Source organism: Pseudomonas sp. B414 (genome assembly GCF_055408445.1).
In genome coordinates this window covers 71,100-87,214 of sequence record NZ_JBUZTQ010000023.1, presented here as the reverse complement: position 1 = coordinate 87,214, position 16,115 = coordinate 71,100, and the positions used below count along the sequence as shown (strand labels likewise).

Here is a 16,115-nt window from a genome sequence, read left to right as displayed (position 1 = left end):
GACAGACCGCAGCGTCTGCATCGCAGGCAAGCCTGCTCCCACAGGGTTTGTGGCAACCCACAAAATTCAAACTTGGCAGGGAACATTGTGGGAGCGAGCTTGCTCGCGATGGCATCACTGCGGTTCACCTGTCAGACCGCAGCGTCTGCATCGCAGGCAAGCCTGCTCCCACAGGGTTTGTGGCAACCCACAAAATTCAAACTTGGCAGGGAACATTGTGGGAGTGAGCTTGCTCGCGATGGCATCACTGCGGTTCGCCTGACAGACCGCAGCGTCTGCATCGCAGGCAAGCCTGCTCCCACAGGGTTTGTGGCAACCCACAAAATTCAAACTTGGCAGGGAACATTGTGGGAGCGAGCCTGCTCGCGATGGCATCACTGCGGTTCGCCTGACAGACCGCAGCGCCTGCATCGCAGGCAAGCCAGCTCCCACAGGTCTTGTGTCGTACACAAAACCCGATGCTTGCAGGATCAAATTGTGGAGCGGGTTCTACTCCAGAATGGTTACAGGCATCCCGACTTCCAGTACGCCGTTACCATCGTTGACCAGATTCTGGCCAAACATGGTGCCGTTTTCCTGTTTGCGATAGGTCATCAGGGTCGCCAGCGGTTCACGCAGCTCATCACGCACGCCGGTCTGCGGATCGACAGTGGTCAGGATGCAGCGCGAGCAAGACTTGACCAGCCGAAACTCGACATCGCCTATACGGATGCGCTTCCAGCCATCTTCGGCAAAGGCTTCGCTGCCTTCGATCACCAGATTTGGCCGAAAGCGCAGCATATCCAGTGGTCGCCCGACCTTGTGCGAAATATCATCCAGCGATGCCTGACCAATCAGCAAGAGCGGGTAGCCATCGGCAAACGCGACCTTGTCATCATCACGGCCATAGCCCGCCTCGGTGGTGCGCGCCCGTTCCAGCGGCACATGCACCAGGCGTACCGGCTTTTCGACAAAGCGGCTCAGCCAGTCGGCGGCGGCATCCCCTGCATCCGGCACCCGCAAAGTGTCACGCCAGATGGTCACGCCCCGCAAATCGCTATCCACCTCAGGCACTGCCACGTCCAGCGCTTCAAAGCCTTGAGCATTCAAGGTCAGGCCACCCGCCGCATTCCAGAGCGCAGACAGCTGGCTCATTTTAGGGTCGGCACGCTGGGTCAGAAAACGCCCGCTGGCTTCATCCACCAGCATCCAGCGTCGGTCACCGACCAGCCCCAGCTTGTCCAGGCGGGCCTGAGGCAGGCTTTCACCCTTGGCGGATTTCAGTGGAAAACGATAAAGCGCGCTTAGACGCAGCATGACTCAGGCTCCCTGCTGGGTAAAAAAAGCCACAGTATACGAGCCGCTCACAGAAGCAAAGATGAAGGCTTTCAAGCAGACACCAGATCCAGCAACAGCCGTTGACGAACCACATCCACCAGCTTGTCGGGCTGGAATTTGGAGAGGAAATTGTCGCAACCGACCTTTTTCACCATTGAATCGTTGAAACTGCCGGACAACGAGGTGTGCAGCACCACATACAAGCTGCGCAAACGCGGGTCGTTGCGAATTTCAGTGGTCAGTCGATAGCCGTCCATTTCCGGCATTTCGGCATCAGTGAAAATCATCAGTAGTTTGTCGGTCATGACCACACCGGTATCGGCCCAAGCCTTGAGCATAGTCAATGCCTTGAGGCCATCACTGGCGATATGCATCTTGATCCCCAGCTGCGACAGGGTTTCACGCAGTTGCGCCAGGGCCACGCTGGAGTCATCGACCAGCAGCACTTCACGCCCGCGCACCTGCTCAAAGATCGGATCAGCCAGCTTCTCCCGAGAGACCTTGGCGTTGTACGGAACGATTTCAGCCAGGACTTTTTCCACGTCGATAATCTCGACCAGTTGTTCATCAACCTTGCTGATGGCAGTCAGGTAGTGATGACGCCCGGCACTGGCAGGCGGCGGCAGGATGGCCTCCCAGTTCATATTGACAATACGGTCGACGCCGCCCACCAGAAACGCCTGCACCGAGCGGTTGTACTCGGTCACGATAATGGTGCTGTCCGGGCCCGGTACCAAGGCACGCATGCCGATGGCCTGGGACAGATCGATCACCGGCAGGGTTTTGCCACGAAGATTGACCACGCCGCACACGTGAGGGTGGCGGTGTGGCATCAGGGTCAGTTTCGGCAGTTGCAGAACTTCCTGCACCTTGAACACGTTGATTGCGAATAACTGCCGACCTGCCAGGCGAAACATAAGAAGTTCCAGTCGGTTGGCACCGACCAGTTGTGTGCGCTGGTCTACCGTGTCGAGAATGCCGGCCATGAGTAACTCCTGAGGGTAGGTACTTGATGCCTGACCTTATCGGCCGGTTTCCCGGGAGCTTGATATCGGTTAGCCATCAAATACCAGCAGGTACTTATTGCCCCAGCAACGGCGAGCCCTGTGGCAAATGCACCTTCAAGGCGCCTTTGCGAACAGCGAATCGCAGGGTGTCACTTTCCAGCGGCTCACCATCAAGGTTGATCGACAACCCCTCGGCGGCCTTGATTTCGACCCAGGGCAAGCGCGCCCGGACAAACAGGTTGTCCAGCCCCCAGCCGTCTGTCATCAGGCTTTTCAGGGTGCCGACGATTTCCTGGGGCGCTGGCAGGATACTGATATCAAGCATGCCATCATCGATCAGCGCCTCGGGACACAACACTTGCCCGCCCCCAGCCTGGCGACCGTTGCCGATACCCAACGCCAGCAACTCGCCTTTCCAGTGGAAGTCCGGCCCCTGCAATTCGGCGTAGGCCGCATGTAATTCACTGAATCGTGACAGCCCGGTAAACAGGTAGGCAGCGCCGCCCAAGACCTTTTTCAGGTCTTCGGAGGTGTTGGCCGTCACCTGGCTGCCAAAGCCGCCGGTAGCCATATTCAAAAACAGCTGCCCCCCGGCCTCACCCAGATCAATCCTGCGCGCGGGTACGTCGAGCAAGGCCAGGGCCTCGGCCGGCTCCAGCGAAACGCCAGCGGCCCGGGCAAAATCATTGGCAGTCCCCAGCGGCAGTAGCACCAGGCTGGCTTCGGTGTCGGCCAGCGCCATGGCTTCGCAGATATCGCGCAAGGTGCCATCGCCACCGCCTGCAATCAGATGGGTGTAGCCGGCATCCAGCGCCTCCTGTACCAGCCGCTGAGCATCTCCGGCCTCCCAGGTCAGGCGCACGGCCAACTCCCAGCCTGCGGCACGCTGCTGCTCCACGGCCGCACGCACGTCTTCATTGAGCGCCTGCTTGCCGTGCAAAATCAAAAAAGCCTTACCTGCACTCATGTTCCATCCCTCGACATAATCGGTCTGACTGCTTGGACAACAGCCAGACCAGAAAGGCCCATTTGCTCAATAATTAACATCCACGGGTCGATCAAAAGCACAGAACCCGTCAGACTTCAGCGCCTGACCGCAATCCAATGATTCTAGAGGCGTTTCAAATGAGCACACTGGTCCCCTGCATCATCGCCGGTGGCGCGGGTACCCGGCTATGGCCAGTGTCGCGAGAGGCCATGCCCAAGCCTTTTATGTGCCTGGCCGACGGCGAGAGCCTGCTGCAAAAGACTTTTAGCCGCGCCATCGGCCTGGGTAATGTTGGCCATTTGCTGACCGTGACCAATCGCGACGTATTTTTTCGCACACTGGATGATTACCGCCCACTGAACGAATCAGCCGTCGAACTGGACTTTATCCTTGAGCCCTTTGCCCGCAACACCGCCGCGGCCATTGCCGCAGCAGCCTTGCAGGTGGCGCAACGTTATGGGGACGATGCGCAACTGCTGGTGCTGCCCGCCGACCACCTGATTACTGACATCAGCGCCTTTGGCCTGGCTGTCGACAGTGCCCGGCAACTGGCAGACCAGGGCTGGCTGGTGACCTTCGGTATTCTGCCAACCCGCGCCGAAACCGGCTTTGGCTATATCGAGAAAGGCCCGATGCTGAACAGTGACGGGTTTGAAGTGGCCCGGTTTGTCGAAAAGCCTGACGCCCTGACAGCCCAAAGCTACCTCGACGGTGGCCTGCATCTGTGGAACAGCGGCATGTTCTGCATGCGTGTCGACAGCGTGCTGCGTGAACTCAAGAGTCATGCGCCCCAAGTGCTGGCCGCGGTGAGTGAATGCCTTGAGCGCAGCCAGGTGTTCGAGGGCAAGCAGCAGCGCCATCTTGAACTGGACAGCCAGAGCTTTGCTCTGGTGCCCGATATTTCCATCGACTACGCGCTGATGGAGCACTCACACAAAGTCGCCGTGGTGCCCTGCCAGCTGGGCTGGAGCGATATCGGCTCATGGCAGGCGGTACGTGAATTGACCCTGGCAGACGCCAATGGCAACCAGAGCACTGGCGAAACGGTGCTGCACGATGTGTATAACTGCTATATCGACTCGCCCACGCGACTGGTGGGCGGGGTCGGCCTGAATGACCTGATTATTGTCGATACCCCGGACGCACTGCTGGTGGCCGATGCCAGGCGCACTCAGGATGTGAAATATATCGCCCAGGCGCTCAAGCTTCAGGGCCACGACGCCTATCGCCTGCACCGCACCGTGACTCGCCCGTGGGGAACTTACACCGTGCTCGAGGAGGGCCCGGGATTCAAGATCAAGCGCATTGTAGTCAAGCCCCGGGCGGCGCTGTCCCTGCAGGTTCATCAGCAACGCAGCGAACACTGGATCGTGGTCAGCGGCATGGCGCAGGTGACCAATGGTGAGCGTGATTTTGCCCTCGACACCAACGAGTCCACCTTTATCAAACCCGGCAGCCCTCATCGGCTGAGCAACTGCGGGGAGGTTGACCTGGTGATGATCGAAGTGCAAAGCGGCGAGTATGTGGGCGAAGACGATATCGTGCGCCTGAACGATATGTACGGACGGGCGCCTGTGGCATAAACCCTTTGGAACAGGGCACAAAACCTGTGGGAGCCGGGCTTGCCCGCTCCCACAATGTACCCTGCAAGGCTCGGATTTTGTGGGCAAGCCTGCACCCACAGATGGTCCGACACTTTTAACCCAGCACTTCACTCAACGGAATAAAGCCCACCCAGTCGCCTTCAACCAGGGTGTGCTCTTCGAGTACTTCCACCAGCCCCTCGGCCCAGGCAGCACTGCGCAAAACGCCCGAGCTCTGGTTTGGGTAGATCACTGCCCGCCCCTGCTCCAGGCGCCCACGCAAATACTCGCGGCGATTACCCGGCTTGGGCCAGACAAAGCCTGCCGGCACCTGGAACTTCAGCGGCTCGACCGCTTGCACGCCCTGAAGCCGTAGCAGATAAGGCCGCGCCAGCAGCGCGAAGGTCACCAGGGTCGACGCCGGATTACCCGGCAAACCTATCACCGGCACGCCGCGAAAATGCCCGCAGGTCAGGGGTTTGCCCGGCTTGATCGCCAGCTTCCACAGGGCCAGCTCGCCCTCTTCGCGCAGCGCAATACCCAAAAAGTCCGCTTCGCCCACCGATACGCCGCCGGTGGACAAAATCAGGTCAACCGCCCCCAGTTCACCCAGACGCTGGCGAGTTGCAGGCAAGTCATCGGGGAGGATCCCCGCATCCACTACTTCACAGCCCAGGCGCGTCAGCCAGCTGCATAGCAATACACGGTTACTGTTGTAGATCTGGCCCGGGCCCAACGACTGGCCCGGCTCGACCAGCTCATCGCCCGTCGATAACACCGCGACCTTGACCCGTCGCACCACTTGCAACGTGGCGCACCCCAGGGACGCTGCCAACCCCTGCTCAATCGGCCCCAAACGGGTGCCTGCTGACAGGACTACTTCACCAACGGTAGTTTCCTGCCCTTGAGGACGAATGTTCTGACCTACCTGCAAGGGCTGGGTAAAGACCACACGACCGTCGGCCTGTACCTCAGCGTTTTCCTGCATTTCCACACAGTCCGCACCCACCGGAACCGGGGCCCCGGTAAAAATCCGCGCACAGGTCCCGGGAGCCAGAGGCTCGGGGGCGGCGCCAGCAAAAATACGCTGACTGACCACCAGCGGCTCGCCCGACCAATCGGCCACATTCAATGCATAACCGTCCATGGCACTGTTGGGCCAGGGCGGCAGGTCAAGGCTTGAAACCAGATCATGGGCCAGTACCCGGCCTTCACTCGCAGCCAGCAGCACCTGCTCGCTCTCGCGAATCTGCGCGGCCTCAGCCAGCGCCAGCAGACGCGCCAACGCCACTTCCACTGGCATCAGCTCGCCCGTGCGGCCCGGCTTACCCACGGCTTTCACAGGCCGCTGCCTGCTTCAAATGGGCGACGAAGTTGCACGGACGATGACGGGAGTCCAGCTGCTCGGCCAGGATCCCGTCCCAACCGGTGCGTACCGCGTTGGTCGAACCCGGCAGGCAGCACACCAGCGTGCCATTGGCCAAACCGGCCAGGGCGCGCGATTGCACGGTCGAAGTACCAATATCGGCCACCGAAATCTGACGAAACAGTTCGCCAAAACCATCCACCTGCTTATCCAGCAGGCAACTCACCGCTTCAGGGGTGCTATCGCGAGCGGTAAACCCGGTGCCGCCGGTAATCAGCACCACCTGCACCTCATCCTCGGCAATCCAGGTCGCGACCTGGGCGCGAATCTTGTACAGGTCATCCTTGAGCAATACCCGCGCCGCCAGGTTGTGTCCGGCTACGCTCAGGCGATCGACAAAAACCTGGCCAGAGGTGTCGGTTTCCAGGGTCCGGGTGTCACTGACAGTCAGAACAGCGATATTCAAAGGTACGAAAGGTGCGTCAACCTTGGCTTTCATCGGCGAGGTCCAGTTGTAGGAGAAACAGCCCGGTGTTATATCACAGGCCTTCTTTTGCCTGGTTGCACGGAGTCCCTTATGAGCCTGATTCGATGCTCCATCTTGCTGCTGGCGGGCGGCCGCGGTCAGCGCATGGGCGGCCAGGACAAAGGCCTGGTGTTGTGGCGGGGCCAGCCGCTGATCGAGTACGTGCAACGGGTCGCTCGCCCGCTGACCGATGACCTGATCATTTCGTGCAATCGTAACCACGAGCGCTACGCAGCTTATGCCGACCAGTTGGTCAGTGATGGCAATGAAGATTTTGACGGGCCTCTGGCCGGAATCCGCGCCGGGCTGGCTGCGGCCAGACACCCACATGTGCTGGTGCTGCCCTGTGATGTGCCCAATATTGACCCTGAGTTGCTCGACGCCCTGCTTCGTGCCGCCAGCGAACACCCCGACCAGCCGGTAATGCTGCGCCACGGCGAGCATTGGGAACCGCTGCTGTGTGTGATCCCGAAGGCGTTGGCTGGCACCTTTGAAGCAGCCTGGCAGGCAGGTGAGCGTAGCCCGCGCAAAATCATGCTCCAGCTCAATGCACAGGCCTGCCAATGGGTTGAAAATGATCCGCGCCTGAGCAATTTCAATACGGCGGATTTACTGAAATAATCAGTGCCGGTGTCCGTCTGACACTATCAATGGAACTTGCAGACGCTGTAAACGTCTCAGGGTCAGTAATCCAAAACAGCACATTCACTTGTTGGAGATACACCATGACTCACCGGACTCTCGCCGCCCTGATGCTCGCTGCTGGCCTGGCCGCCATTGCCGGCTGCTCCTCGCCTTCGGTGATCACGCTGAACGACGGCCGCGAAATCCAGACAGTCGACGCGCCGAAGTACGACAGCGCGTCGGGTTTCTACCAGTTCAAACAATTGGACGGCAAAGAAACCCGCATCAACAAAGACCAGATTCGTACTGTTAAAGAGCTGTAAGCCCCAGGGTTTGCGCTTTAAAACAAAACCCGCCTTGTGCGGGTTTTGTTTTTTAAAAGCCGAAAGACACGCGATCAGAATCGATACGTCACTGAACCACCAAAGCCGTTGGCGCTGTTTTCATATTTGGCGTCGTAGGTCAGGCCCAATGCAGGCTGGTTCTCACGGACCTTGATCGGCTCTTCCTTAAGATAGGAATAGGCGACGTCGAAGGTCAGGTTATCTACTGGCGTCCAACCGGCCCCCACGCTGAAAACAGTTCGGTCGCCCGTAGGAATACGAACCGAGCGGTCAGTATTGTTGGTTGGAGTCTCATCCACCGAGAAACCGGTACGCAAAACCAGTTGTTTATTGACCCGGTACGCAGCGCCGATGGCGTGCGACCACGTGTCATGCCAGTGCTGTTCTTCGGTGATGGAATCCAGGCCAGCCAGTCCGATGGCCGCGTCGGACACACCCGAGTTGTTGACCGTAATTTTCTTTAACTGGCTCCAGCGGGTGTAGGTACTACCCGCGTAAAGAGTCCAGTCATCGTTGAGTTGGTGAGTGACGGAGAAGTCTACCGACGACGGCGTGGTGATGTTCAGCTTGGCGTCATAACGCTGTGGCCCACCATCTACCAGATCTGTGAGAAAGCCTGAGGCGCTAGTGTTGCCATTGAGGTGATAAACCACTTGCGAGTGATAAGTCACGCCAATGCGAGTGCTGTCCAGCGCCTGGACCAACAGGCCAGCATTGAAACCGGTGGCCGTGTCGTCACCCTTGATCTTGACGTTTTCCGTGCCCAGGCCAAACGCCGGCACTTTAGAGTCCAGCTCGCCGCTGATGCGGTTGAACGTCGGGCCGAAACCCACCGAAACCTTGTCGTTGAAGGCATAGCTGACCGTCGGCTGGACCGTGATGACCTGAACTTTGCTTTTATTACCAAAGCCGTTGCCCTGGAAGCTGTGTTCATAGTCGGTGACCAGACCAAACGGGGCATAAATGCCCAGGCCGAACGCCCAGTGTTCGTCGACCGGCGTCACCAGATAGCCAAACGGCACACCAATGCCGGGCACCATGTCGCCCTTGTTGGTACCTGGGTTATCGCCACCAAACTGGGAAGAACTGGCGTCCTTGATAGTGGATTTGGCATCAAGGTAGGTAGCACCGAAACTGGCTTCGTTGTGCTTGATGCGGGACATGCCGGCGGGGTTGCCATACACAGTACTGGCATCGTCGGCAGAAGAGGAGCGACCGGCAAAACCGGTGCCCATACTGCTGACACTTTGTTCGTTGAGGGCAAAACCACCGGCAAAAAGTTGAGTGGAGGCAAGGGCAATGGGTAGCGCCAGAGCGCTTTTGAGAAATTTTTTATTCATTATTAGAACTCGAATGATTGGCTAGCACCAAGCAAGCTATCAATCTTCGAGCGGAGTGTTTATGAAGAGTTTTTCATTTCTGACTTTACCCGACATTCATCGTATTTTCGACGACCTTAGGTTGTTTTAAACAACTTGTTCAGACTTTAAAACCCGATTCTGACTACCCGGTCTGAGGAGAAATACAACCGCTACCAGTCGAGCTGAAGCCGACTCTCGAAGAAACGTTCTTCGCCCGTCAACGGATCGGCAAAGCGCAAGCTCTGGGCCAGCAGTTTCAACGGATTGGCGTAGTCATCGACGGCGTCCTTGATCACATCCGGGTAGAACGGGTCATTGCAAATCCCCGCCCCCAATGCCGCCATATGCACCCGTAGCTGATGCTTTTTTCCGGTCACGGGGTACAACGCGTAACGCCATAACTCACCATTTTTCTCACAAATATCGACCAGGGTTTCCGTATTGCTGACCCCCGGGCCTTCTTTCATGCGAAAAAACGGCTCGCCCTCCACCAGACGGCTTTTATGCACCAGTGGCAGCTCAAGCTCAGGCAGTGCCCGGGCGATGGCCTCGTAGCGCTTGTCGATTTTGCGTGTGGGAAACAACGACTGATACGCCGAGCGACTTTGCGGGTTGGCCGAAAACAGCACCAGCCCTGCCGTGTGCCGGTCGATACGGTGCAGCGGCACCAGATGCGGGTTATCCAGGGTGCGGATCAAGCGGCGCAACAGCGTTTGCTCGACATACTCGCCGCCCGGGGTCACCGGCAGGAAATGCGGTTTGTCCGCCACCACCAGATGCTCATCGGCATACAAGATAGCCTCCTGTACCGGGATCGGCGTTTCATTGGGCACTTCGCGAAAGTAATGAATACGCAGGCCTTCCTTGTACGCCAGCTGCAGGCTGATCGGCAGACCCTCGGCATCCAACACCCGACCACGGGCGATTCGGTCAAGCCACTGCTCGCGACTGATGGTACTGAAGTGCTCGCAAAGGCAGTCGAACACCGTCAGCCACTTGCCTGGCGGCAGGTGCAAGGTGCTGGCTTGATGCTCGGCGGCGATAAAAGGCTGGGATGACATATAGAAACTCGGGCGCAAAGTGCAGCCGGTGATTATGCCGGTTTATCCGAGAAAATTGACCACCTGTTCAGTATCAAACGGCCAACCCAGCTCCTGGCCCGTATCGACCCGGCGCAAAACGGGAATACGTAAACCGTAGCTTTCAAACAAGGATTCGCTGTCGGCAATATCGACCAGTTCGACCATCAGCCCGTGCTCCACCAAAGGCATCACAACTGCCTCGGCCAATTCGCACAGGTGACAACCCAAGGTGCCGAACAATTGACATTCGGGAGGCATAAATAACGACCTGAGTAATAAAGTGTCCATCTTAAGAGCCTTGCCCAAGGACGTCGACCCACAGCAGATACCTGCAGTCAGTTGATTGATTTACCAATACAATCGCTCTGTTGCGCCGCTTACGACTACGCTTGACCCACATCAGCGACAGCCCTTCGTAATTGCCGGATGCTCGCGCCCCTTTTCACGACCCGCCAAGGAAGTCTTTCGTGTTTGCCAATCTGTTAATCATCCTTGCCTCGTCACTGGTGGTCATTGCGGTGTTCCGCCGTCTGAAGTTGCCACCGGTATTAGGCTATTTGTGTGTAGGCCTGTTCGTCGGCCCAACCGCACTGGACTGGATCAATGACAGCCCTAATCTGCCGGATCTGGCCGAAATGGGGGTGGTGTTTTTGCTGTTTTCCCTGGGGCTGGAGTTTTCACTGCCCAAGATGCTCAAGCTGCGCCGGGTGGTGTTTGGCCTGGGCAGCCTGCAAGTACTGTGTTCGGCAGTGGCGCTTGGCGGCCTGCTGTATGCGTTCGGCATGAGTTTTAACGGCGCCTTCCTGCTCGGTGCGGGGCTGGCCCTGTCGTCCACCGCAATCGTGAGCAAGGAGCTCACCAGCCTGGGGGAAATCTTCAGCCGACACGGCCAGAACGCCATCGGCGTGCTGCTGTTTCAGGACGTGGTTGCGGTGCTGTTGCTGACCCTGGTACCGGTCTTCGCCGGCAGCAGTGATCAGGCCTGGTATTGGGCGTTGCCGATTACCCTGGGCAAGACTGTCATCCTGTTTTTGGGGTTGCTGTTTGCCAGCCGCTTTCTGCTGCCGCGTCTGTTTCACGAAGTGGCCGCATCCCGTTCGGCCGAGCTGTTCGTGTTGCTGGCGCTGGTGATCGTCCTGCTCACTGCCTGGCTTACCCACCTGCTCGGTCTGTCACCTGCACTGGGGGCCTTTCTGGCCGGGATGCTGCTGGGCGAAAGCCACTACCGGCACCAGATTGAAGCCGATATCCGGCCCTTCCGGGACATCCTGCTGGGGCTGTTTTTCGTCAGTATCGGCATGCTGATCGACCTGCAGTTGTTTGTTCACGATGGTTTCCTGATTCTGGGCCTGACCCTGGCCTTGATGCTGGTCAAGGGCGCCGTGGTCGCAATCCTGGTCAAGTTGCGTGGCAGCGACGGGGAAACAGCCTGGCGCAGTGGCCTGGCACTGGCCCAGGGCGGCGAGTTCTGCTTTGCGCTGATGGCACAGATGCAGCTCAACTCGCTGATCCCACCCGAATTTGCTGCCTACCTGCTGGCCGCTACCTTCTGCTCGATGCTGTTGACGCCCCTGTTGTTGCGCGCCGCGCCGCGCATCGCCGCCAGCCTGCACCGCCAATCCTATGAGGAAGCGGAACTGGAAGAAATCGCCACGCAAAACGCCGAACTGCACGGTCACGTGGTGATGTGTGGCTATGGCCGCGTGGGTCAGTCCATCGGGCGTTTTCTGCGCAGTGAGCACAAGGATTTTGTTGCCCTGGACTACGACCCCGACCGTATCGAAGAAGCAGCAAACGCGGACAGCTGCGTGCATTACGGCGACGCCCGCCGGGGTGATTTGCTGAGGGCTGTAGGCCTGGATCGTGCGCGACTGCTGGTGATTGCCGTGGACAACACCGAAGTGGCCATGTGCGTGCTCAAAGAAGCCCGACTGATCACCCTCGAAGTGCCCATCCTGGTCAGAACCCGCGACGACAGTCAGCTAGCAGAGCTCAAGACCGCGGGGGCCACTGAGGTAGTGCCGGAATTGCTCGAGTCGAGCCTGATGCTCGCCTCCCATGCGCTGATTTTGCTGGGTCTGTCAGAAAAAACCGTGCAACGCCGGGTAGACCAGGTTCGCCACGACCGCTATCACTTGCTCGAAGGCTGTTTTGAAAATGAAGACTCGCGCGACGCAGCAACATCCCGCGAAAATGACTGATTTAAGGTAAGGTTTTACCCCTGATCTATACAAACTTCTCTGGTATCTACGTATGAAACGCTTTTGTAATACCAGAGAAGCGAGTGAACCTTCGCCGAAGGCCTACACTCGAACGTTTATCAAGCCACTAATGGAGTAAATCATGGCCCGTAAAACAGCAAAGAATGCTCAAGAAATCCTGATGGCCGATTTCCAGACCCTGGTACTCGACGCCGAAAAGCTGCTGGAACACACCGCGACCCTGGCCGGCGATCAGGCTGAAGAGCTGCGCGCCCAGATCAAGGACAGCCTGCTTAAAGCCCGCGAAACCCTGGAAGAAACCAAGGAGTCGTTAAAGGATCGCAGCCAGGCCGCCGTGGTGGCCACTGAAGATTACGTCCAGGCAAACCCTTGGCAATCCGTGGGCATTGCAGCTGGCGTAGGCTTTCTGATTGGCCTGCTGGCAACACGGCGCTGATATGACTGACGAATCCGGTTCCCCCCGTTCCTCACCGCGGCGCCTGGGTGCTGCGTTTCTGGGTCTGCTGCACAGCCATGTCGAACTGCTGGGCATCGAACTGCAAGAACAGAAGGCGCGCACGGTCAGCCTGTTGTTGTTTGCCGGGCTGGCACTGGTGTTCGGCCTGTTGCTGCTGATTGGGCTGTCGGGGCTGGTGATGATCCTGCTATGGGACAGTTACCGCATCCCCGGCATCATCGGGTTATGCGTGTTTTATACCCTGGCCGCGGTGTTCTGCGGGTTACGCCTTAAAGCTGCGGTGTTCGATGAGTCCTCTCCTTTCAACGCCACGCTCGAAGAGCTGGCCAAAGACCGCGAGCGTTTGCTGCCATGAGCCTGCCTGAATTGCCAAAAAATGCCTCACGCCAGGAACTGCGCAAAACCCTGATTCGTTTGCGCATGGAAATGCATCGCCAGGAGATTCGGCATGAATCGCAACAATTGCTGCAACCCCTGCAAAAAATGCGCGGGATGACCAGCAACTGGCAAGAAACCCTCGGCATCAAGCACGCGCCCCTGTGGGGTGTAGGGATTGTCACCCTGCTCGGTTTTCTGACCGGGCGTGGTGCAAAAAGCAAAAACGCTGAGGGTGCGTCTCGCTGGATCGGCTTGACCACTGGCTTGATACCGCTGATCAAGATGGTGATCCAGGCTTCGCGCAAGCCTTGAGGCGTAAGGACAACCCTTCTTCTGTGGGAGCGGGCTTGCTCGCGATGGTATCGCTGCGGTTTACCTGACAAACCGCGTCGATTGCATCGCAGGCAAGCCAGCTCCCACAGTGAAGTCTCTGATAATGCTTGAAATCTGCCCCCCACTTGCGCCATCCGTTCTGAAGCGAGAAGCTGCACTCTCAATCACTAACGGAGCACTGCGCCTTGGATTGGCAAACCCTGCTTAACCGCGAGCGTCTCGGCAAACCTCACCACAGCCCCGAAGAGCTGGGGCGCAGCCCTTTCCACAAGGACCACGACCGGATCATCTTCTCGGGCGCATTTCGCCGCCTGGGGCGCAAGACCCAGGTCCATCCGGTCAACAGCAACGACCATATCCATACTCGCCTCACCCACTCCCTCGAGGTCAGCTGCGTCGGTCGCTCACTGGGCATGCGCGTGGGCGAAACCATCCGCAGCGCCCTGCCGCAATGGTGCGACCCCGCAGATCTGGGCATGGTGGTGCAGTCGGCCTGTCTGGCCCATGACATTGGCAACCCGCCCTTTGGTCACTCCGGCGAAGATGCCATCCGCAACTGGTTTGAGCAATCAGCCAAGCGGGGCTGGCTGGATGACATGAGCGACGTTGAACGCAATGATTTCCTGAGCTTTGAAGGCAACGCCCAAGGTTTCCGCGTACTGACTCAGCTTGAGTACCATCAGTTCGATGGCGGCACACGCCTGACCCATGCCACCCTGGGCACCTTTCTCAAATACCCCTGGACGGCACGCCACGCCGACTCGCTTGGCTACAAAAAGCACAAGTTCGGCTGCTACCAGAGTGAATTGCACCTGCTCGAAGGTATCGCCCACAAGCTGGGCCTGCCACAGATAGAAGACCAGCGCTGGGCCCGTCACCCCCTGGTCTACCTGATGGAAGCCGCCGATGACATTTGCTATGCGCTGATCGATCTGGAAGACGGCCTGGAGATGGACCTGCTGCAGTACAGCGAAGTCGAGGCCCTGCTGTTAGGCCTGGTGGGCGATGATTTGCCAGAGACCTACCGCCTGCTCGGCCCCGATGACTCCCGGCGCCGCAAGCTGGCAATCCTGCGCGGCAAGGCAATCGAGCATCTGACCAACGCAGCAGCCCTGGCCTTTGTCGAGCAACAGGAGGCGCTGCTGGCAGGCACATTGCCAGGTGATCTGGTGGAGCATATGCACGGCCCTGCCAAACGCTGTGTGCTAGATGCCAAAGACATGGCACGCAAAAGAATCTTTCAGGACAAACGCAAAACCCTGCATGAAGTTGGGGCCTATACCACCCTGGAAATCCTGCTCAATGCTTTTTGCGGCGCAGCGCTGGAGCAACATGGTGGGAAAACGCCATCGTTCAAGAGTCGCCGCATCCTCGATTTGCTCGGCCATAACGCCCCGGATCCGCACTGGCCCCTGCATCGCTCGTTTATGCGCATCATCGACTTTATCGCTGGCATGACCGATAGCTATGCCACTGAAATGGCAAGAGCAATGACCGGCCACTCCACCCCCACCTGACAACCCTGCCCGCTCTTGTACAAAAGGGTGGGCATTAAAACCAAACACACTCCGCTATTGCCTGCCTGCACGCTCAGCCAACAATCATATATCAAATTAAAATCAGAGCACCCAACCCACCCAAACAAACATTATGTTGATTACAATCATCATTACGTAGGATTATTCCTAGAGCAAAGGAAACATACCACCCCCAACAATAAACCAATGTTTCGATACTGAATCAAATCACCTACAACCCAGGTATAACTCGTGAGTCCACGCCTTATTTAACGTAGGACAATTCCCATACTACGTTTGTAGGCTGCTCGCTTCGTGCTCCGACTCTTGCATCTGAGATAAGGTGCCAACTTTCTATGCAGCGCATTATAGGGAGTCAATATGAGCAGCGTTTTTATTGTCGATGACCACCCGGTTATCCGCCTGGCAATTCGTATGTTGTTAGAACATGAAGGTTATGAAATAGTCGGGGAATCTGACAACGGCGTAGATGCCATGCAAATGATCCGTGAGTGCGTGCCCGACCTCATAATTCTCGATATCAGTATTCCAAAACTCGATGGGCTGGAAGTGCTGGCACGCTTCAATGCAATGAATTCAACCCTTAAAACGCTGGTCCTTACAGCCCAGTCGCCAGCGCTTTTCGCCATGCGCTGCATGCAGTCCGGTGCTGCAGGGTATGTGTGCAAGCAAGAAGAGCTAAGTGAACTTGTCAGTGCAATAAAAGCTGTATTCTCTGGCTACAATTACTTTCCGAGCCAAGCATTGACTCCTGAAAAAAATGAAATTAGCTGCTTTTCTGAAATCGAGCTTTTCAAACAAGTCAACGACAGGGAGCTGATGGTTCTCAAATTGTTTGCACAAGGTAAAACAAACAAGGATATTGCCGCCGGCATGTTTCTCAGCAACAAAACCGTGAGCACTTACAAAAAGCGCCTCATGCAAAAACTAAAAGCCACGTCTCTGGTTGAACTTATCGAACTGGCCAAACGCAACGCCCTGGTGTGAGA

17 protein-coding genes and 1 pseudogene are annotated in these 16,115 nt (G+C 57.6%); 10 read left to right on the top strand and 8 right to left on the bottom strand.

The features are described from left to right. Nucleotides 1-227 (top strand): annotated as a pseudogene (locus ACZRMH_RS18380) (hypothetical protein); the annotation flags it as partial. A 262-nt stretch (nt 228-489) separates the two neighbouring features. Here the strand turns inward: ACZRMH_RS18380 and ACZRMH_RS18375 are convergent. From ACZRMH_RS18375 to yegS, 3 genes are all read right to left on the bottom strand, one after another. Beyond that, nucleotides 490-1,296 carry an MOSC domain-containing protein gene (locus ACZRMH_RS18375; RefSeq protein ID WP_464014632.1) on the bottom strand — a complete coding sequence of 269 codons (807 nt, stop codon included), beginning with the start codon at nt 1,294-1,296 and terminating at the stop codon, nt 490-492. A 71-nt stretch (nt 1,297-1,367) separates the two neighbouring features. Beyond that, nucleotides 1,368-2,303, bottom strand: coding sequence for a chemotaxis protein CheV (locus ACZRMH_RS18370; RefSeq protein ID WP_464014631.1), 936 nt, complete (start codon nt 2,301-2,303; stop codon nt 1,368-1,370). 94 nt (nt 2,304-2,397) lie between these two features. Next, nucleotides 2,398-3,291, bottom strand: a complete 894-nt coding sequence (gene yegS / locus ACZRMH_RS18365) for a lipid kinase YegS (protein WP_464014630.1) — start codon at nt 3,289-3,291, stop codon at nt 2,398-2,400. 158 nt (nt 3,292-3,449) lie between these two features. Here yegS and ACZRMH_RS18360 point away from each other — a divergent pair, with 158 nt between their 5' ends. Further along, nucleotides 3,450-4,895: a mannose-1-phosphate guanylyltransferase/mannose-6-phosphate isomerase gene (locus tag ACZRMH_RS18360; protein WP_464014629.1), complete on the top strand. Its 1,446-nt coding sequence runs from the start codon at nt 3,450-3,452 to the stop codon at nt 4,893-4,895. Between the two features lie 115 nt (nt 4,896-5,010). Here the strand turns inward: ACZRMH_RS18360 and ACZRMH_RS18355 are convergent, their stop codons facing one another. Both ACZRMH_RS18355 and moaB read right to left on the bottom strand, forming a co-directional pair. Continuing rightward, nucleotides 5,011-6,237: a molybdopterin molybdotransferase MoeA gene (locus tag ACZRMH_RS18355; RefSeq protein WP_464014628.1), complete on the bottom strand. Its 1,227-nt coding sequence runs from the start codon at nt 6,235-6,237 to the stop codon at nt 5,011-5,013. Beyond that, a complete protein-coding gene (moaB, locus tag ACZRMH_RS18350; RefSeq protein ID WP_464014627.1) occupies nt 6,221-6,760 on the bottom strand; it encodes a molybdenum cofactor biosynthesis protein B in 540 nt (179 codons plus the stop codon). The genes ACZRMH_RS18355 and moaB overlap by 17 nt, the downstream gene beginning before the upstream one ends. Before the next feature lie 78 nt (nt 6,761-6,838). On the opposite strand from moaB, the gene mobA reads away from it, so the two are divergent. Together mobA and ACZRMH_RS18340 are read left to right on the top strand one after the other, a co-directional pair. Then, complete coding sequence (mobA, locus tag ACZRMH_RS18345; RefSeq protein ID WP_464014626.1) at nt 6,839-7,408, top strand: molybdenum cofactor guanylyltransferase MobA; 570 nt, start codon at nt 6,839-6,841, stop codon at nt 7,406-7,408. Nucleotides 7,409-7,512: 104 nt separating this feature from the next. Beyond that, complete coding sequence (locus ACZRMH_RS18340) at nt 7,513-7,734, top strand: YgdI/YgdR family lipoprotein (protein ID WP_464014625.1); 222 nt, start codon at nt 7,513-7,515, stop codon at nt 7,732-7,734. Between the two features lie 74 nt (nt 7,735-7,808). Here ACZRMH_RS18340 and ACZRMH_RS18335 read toward each other — a convergent pair whose 3' ends face one another. From ACZRMH_RS18335 to ACZRMH_RS18325, 3 genes are all read right to left on the bottom strand, one after another. Further along, nucleotides 7,809-9,095 (bottom strand): OmpP1/FadL family transporter, encoded by a 1,287-nt coding sequence (locus ACZRMH_RS18335; RefSeq protein ID WP_464014624.1) that lies wholly within the window; start codon nt 9,093-9,095, stop codon nt 7,809-7,811. A gap of 191 nt (nt 9,096-9,286) precedes the next feature. Next, nucleotides 9,287-10,177, bottom strand: a complete 891-nt coding sequence (locus ACZRMH_RS18330; RefSeq protein WP_464014623.1) for a pseudouridine synthase — start codon at nt 10,175-10,177, stop codon at nt 9,287-9,289. Between the two features lie 42 nt (nt 10,178-10,219). Beyond that, nucleotides 10,220-10,456 (bottom strand): glutaredoxin family protein, encoded by a 237-nt coding sequence (locus ACZRMH_RS18325; RefSeq protein ID WP_464014622.1) that lies wholly within the window; start codon nt 10,454-10,456, stop codon nt 10,220-10,222. Nucleotides 10,457-10,665: 209 nt separating this feature from the next. Here ACZRMH_RS18325 and ACZRMH_RS18320 point away from each other — a divergent pair, with 209 nt between their 5' ends. The 6 genes from ACZRMH_RS18320 to ACZRMH_RS18295 all read left to right on the top strand — a co-directional run bounded on the left by ACZRMH_RS18320 (nt 10,666) and on the right by ACZRMH_RS18295 (nt 16,113). Then, nucleotides 10,666-12,399 carry a cation:proton antiporter gene (locus ACZRMH_RS18320; RefSeq protein ID WP_464014621.1) on the top strand — a complete coding sequence of 578 codons (1,734 nt, stop codon included), beginning with the start codon at nt 10,666-10,668 and terminating at the stop codon, nt 12,397-12,399. A 142-nt stretch (nt 12,400-12,541) separates the two neighbouring features. Further along, on the top strand, nt 12,542-12,856 hold the full coding sequence (locus ACZRMH_RS18315; RefSeq protein ID WP_464014620.1) for an ElaB/YgaM/YqjD family protein: 315 nt from the start codon (nt 12,542-12,544) through the stop codon (nt 12,854-12,856). A 1-nt stretch (nt 12,857) separates the two neighbouring features. Beyond that, nucleotides 12,858-13,232 (top strand): phage holin family protein, encoded by a 375-nt coding sequence (locus ACZRMH_RS18310; RefSeq protein WP_464014619.1) that lies wholly within the window; start codon nt 12,858-12,860, stop codon nt 13,230-13,232. Continuing rightward, nucleotides 13,229-13,567, top strand: coding sequence for a hypothetical protein (locus ACZRMH_RS18305; RefSeq protein ID WP_133077855.1), 339 nt, complete (start codon nt 13,229-13,231; stop codon nt 13,565-13,567). Before ACZRMH_RS18310 ends, ACZRMH_RS18305 begins: the two co-directional genes overlap by 4 nt. 206 nt (nt 13,568-13,773) lie before the next feature. Continuing rightward, on the top strand, nt 13,774-15,105 hold the full coding sequence (locus ACZRMH_RS18300; protein ID WP_464014618.1) for a deoxyguanosinetriphosphate triphosphohydrolase: 1,332 nt from the start codon (nt 13,774-13,776) through the stop codon (nt 15,103-15,105). A 381-nt stretch (nt 15,106-15,486) separates the two neighbouring features. Continuing rightward, nucleotides 15,487-16,113, top strand: a complete 627-nt coding sequence (locus ACZRMH_RS18295; protein ID WP_464014617.1) for a response regulator — start codon at nt 15,487-15,489, stop codon at nt 16,111-16,113. Nucleotides 16,114-16,115: the final 2 nt, after the last annotated feature.

What these genes read in the sequence shown, in the direction of transcription:
- ACZRMH_RS18330 (WP_464014623.1), bottom strand. Translation starts at nt 10,177, where the DNA reads ATGTCATCCCAGCCTTTTATCGCCGCCGAGCATCAAGCCAGCACCTTG.
- ACZRMH_RS18315 (WP_464014620.1), top strand. Translation starts at nt 12,542, where the DNA reads ATGGCCCGTAAAACAGCAAAGAATGCTCAAGAAATCCTGATGGCCGAT.
- ACZRMH_RS18340 (WP_464014625.1), top strand. Translation starts at nt 7,513, where the DNA reads ATGACTCACCGGACTCTCGCCGCCCTGATGCTCGCTGCTGGCCTGGCC.
- ACZRMH_RS18375 (WP_464014632.1), bottom strand. Translation starts at nt 1,296, where the DNA reads ATGCTGCGTCTAAGCGCGCTTTATCGTTTTCCACTGAAATCCGCCAAG.
- ACZRMH_RS18335 (WP_464014624.1), bottom strand. Translation starts at nt 9,095, where the DNA reads ATGAATAAAAAATTTCTCAAAAGCGCTCTGGCGCTACCCATTGCCCTT.
- ACZRMH_RS18360 (WP_464014629.1), top strand. Translation starts at nt 3,450, where the DNA reads ATGAGCACACTGGTCCCCTGCATCATCGCCGGTGGCGCGGGTACCCGG.
- ACZRMH_RS18305 (WP_133077855.1), top strand. Translation starts at nt 13,229, where the DNA reads ATGAGCCTGCCTGAATTGCCAAAAAATGCCTCACGCCAGGAACTGCGC.
- ACZRMH_RS18370 (WP_464014631.1), bottom strand. Translation starts at nt 2,303, where the DNA reads ATGGCCGGCATTCTCGACACGGTAGACCAGCGCACACAACTGGTCGGT.
- mobA (WP_464014626.1), top strand. Translation starts at nt 6,839, where the DNA reads ATGAGCCTGATTCGATGCTCCATCTTGCTGCTGGCGGGCGGCCGCGGT.
- yegS (WP_464014630.1), bottom strand. Translation starts at nt 3,291, where the DNA reads ATGAGTGCAGGTAAGGCTTTTTTGATTTTGCACGGCAAGCAGGCGCTC.
- ACZRMH_RS18325 (WP_464014622.1), bottom strand. Translation starts at nt 10,456, where the DNA reads ATGCCTCCCGAATGTCAATTGTTCGGCACCTTGGGTTGTCACCTGTGC.
- ACZRMH_RS18310 (WP_464014619.1), top strand. Translation starts at nt 12,858, where the DNA reads ATGACTGACGAATCCGGTTCCCCCCGTTCCTCACCGCGGCGCCTGGGT.
- ACZRMH_RS18295 (WP_464014617.1), top strand. Translation starts at nt 15,487, where the DNA reads ATGAGCAGCGTTTTTATTGTCGATGACCACCCGGTTATCCGCCTGGCA.
- moaB (WP_464014627.1), bottom strand. Translation starts at nt 6,760, where the DNA reads ATGAAAGCCAAGGTTGACGCACCTTTCGTACCTTTGAATATCGCTGTT.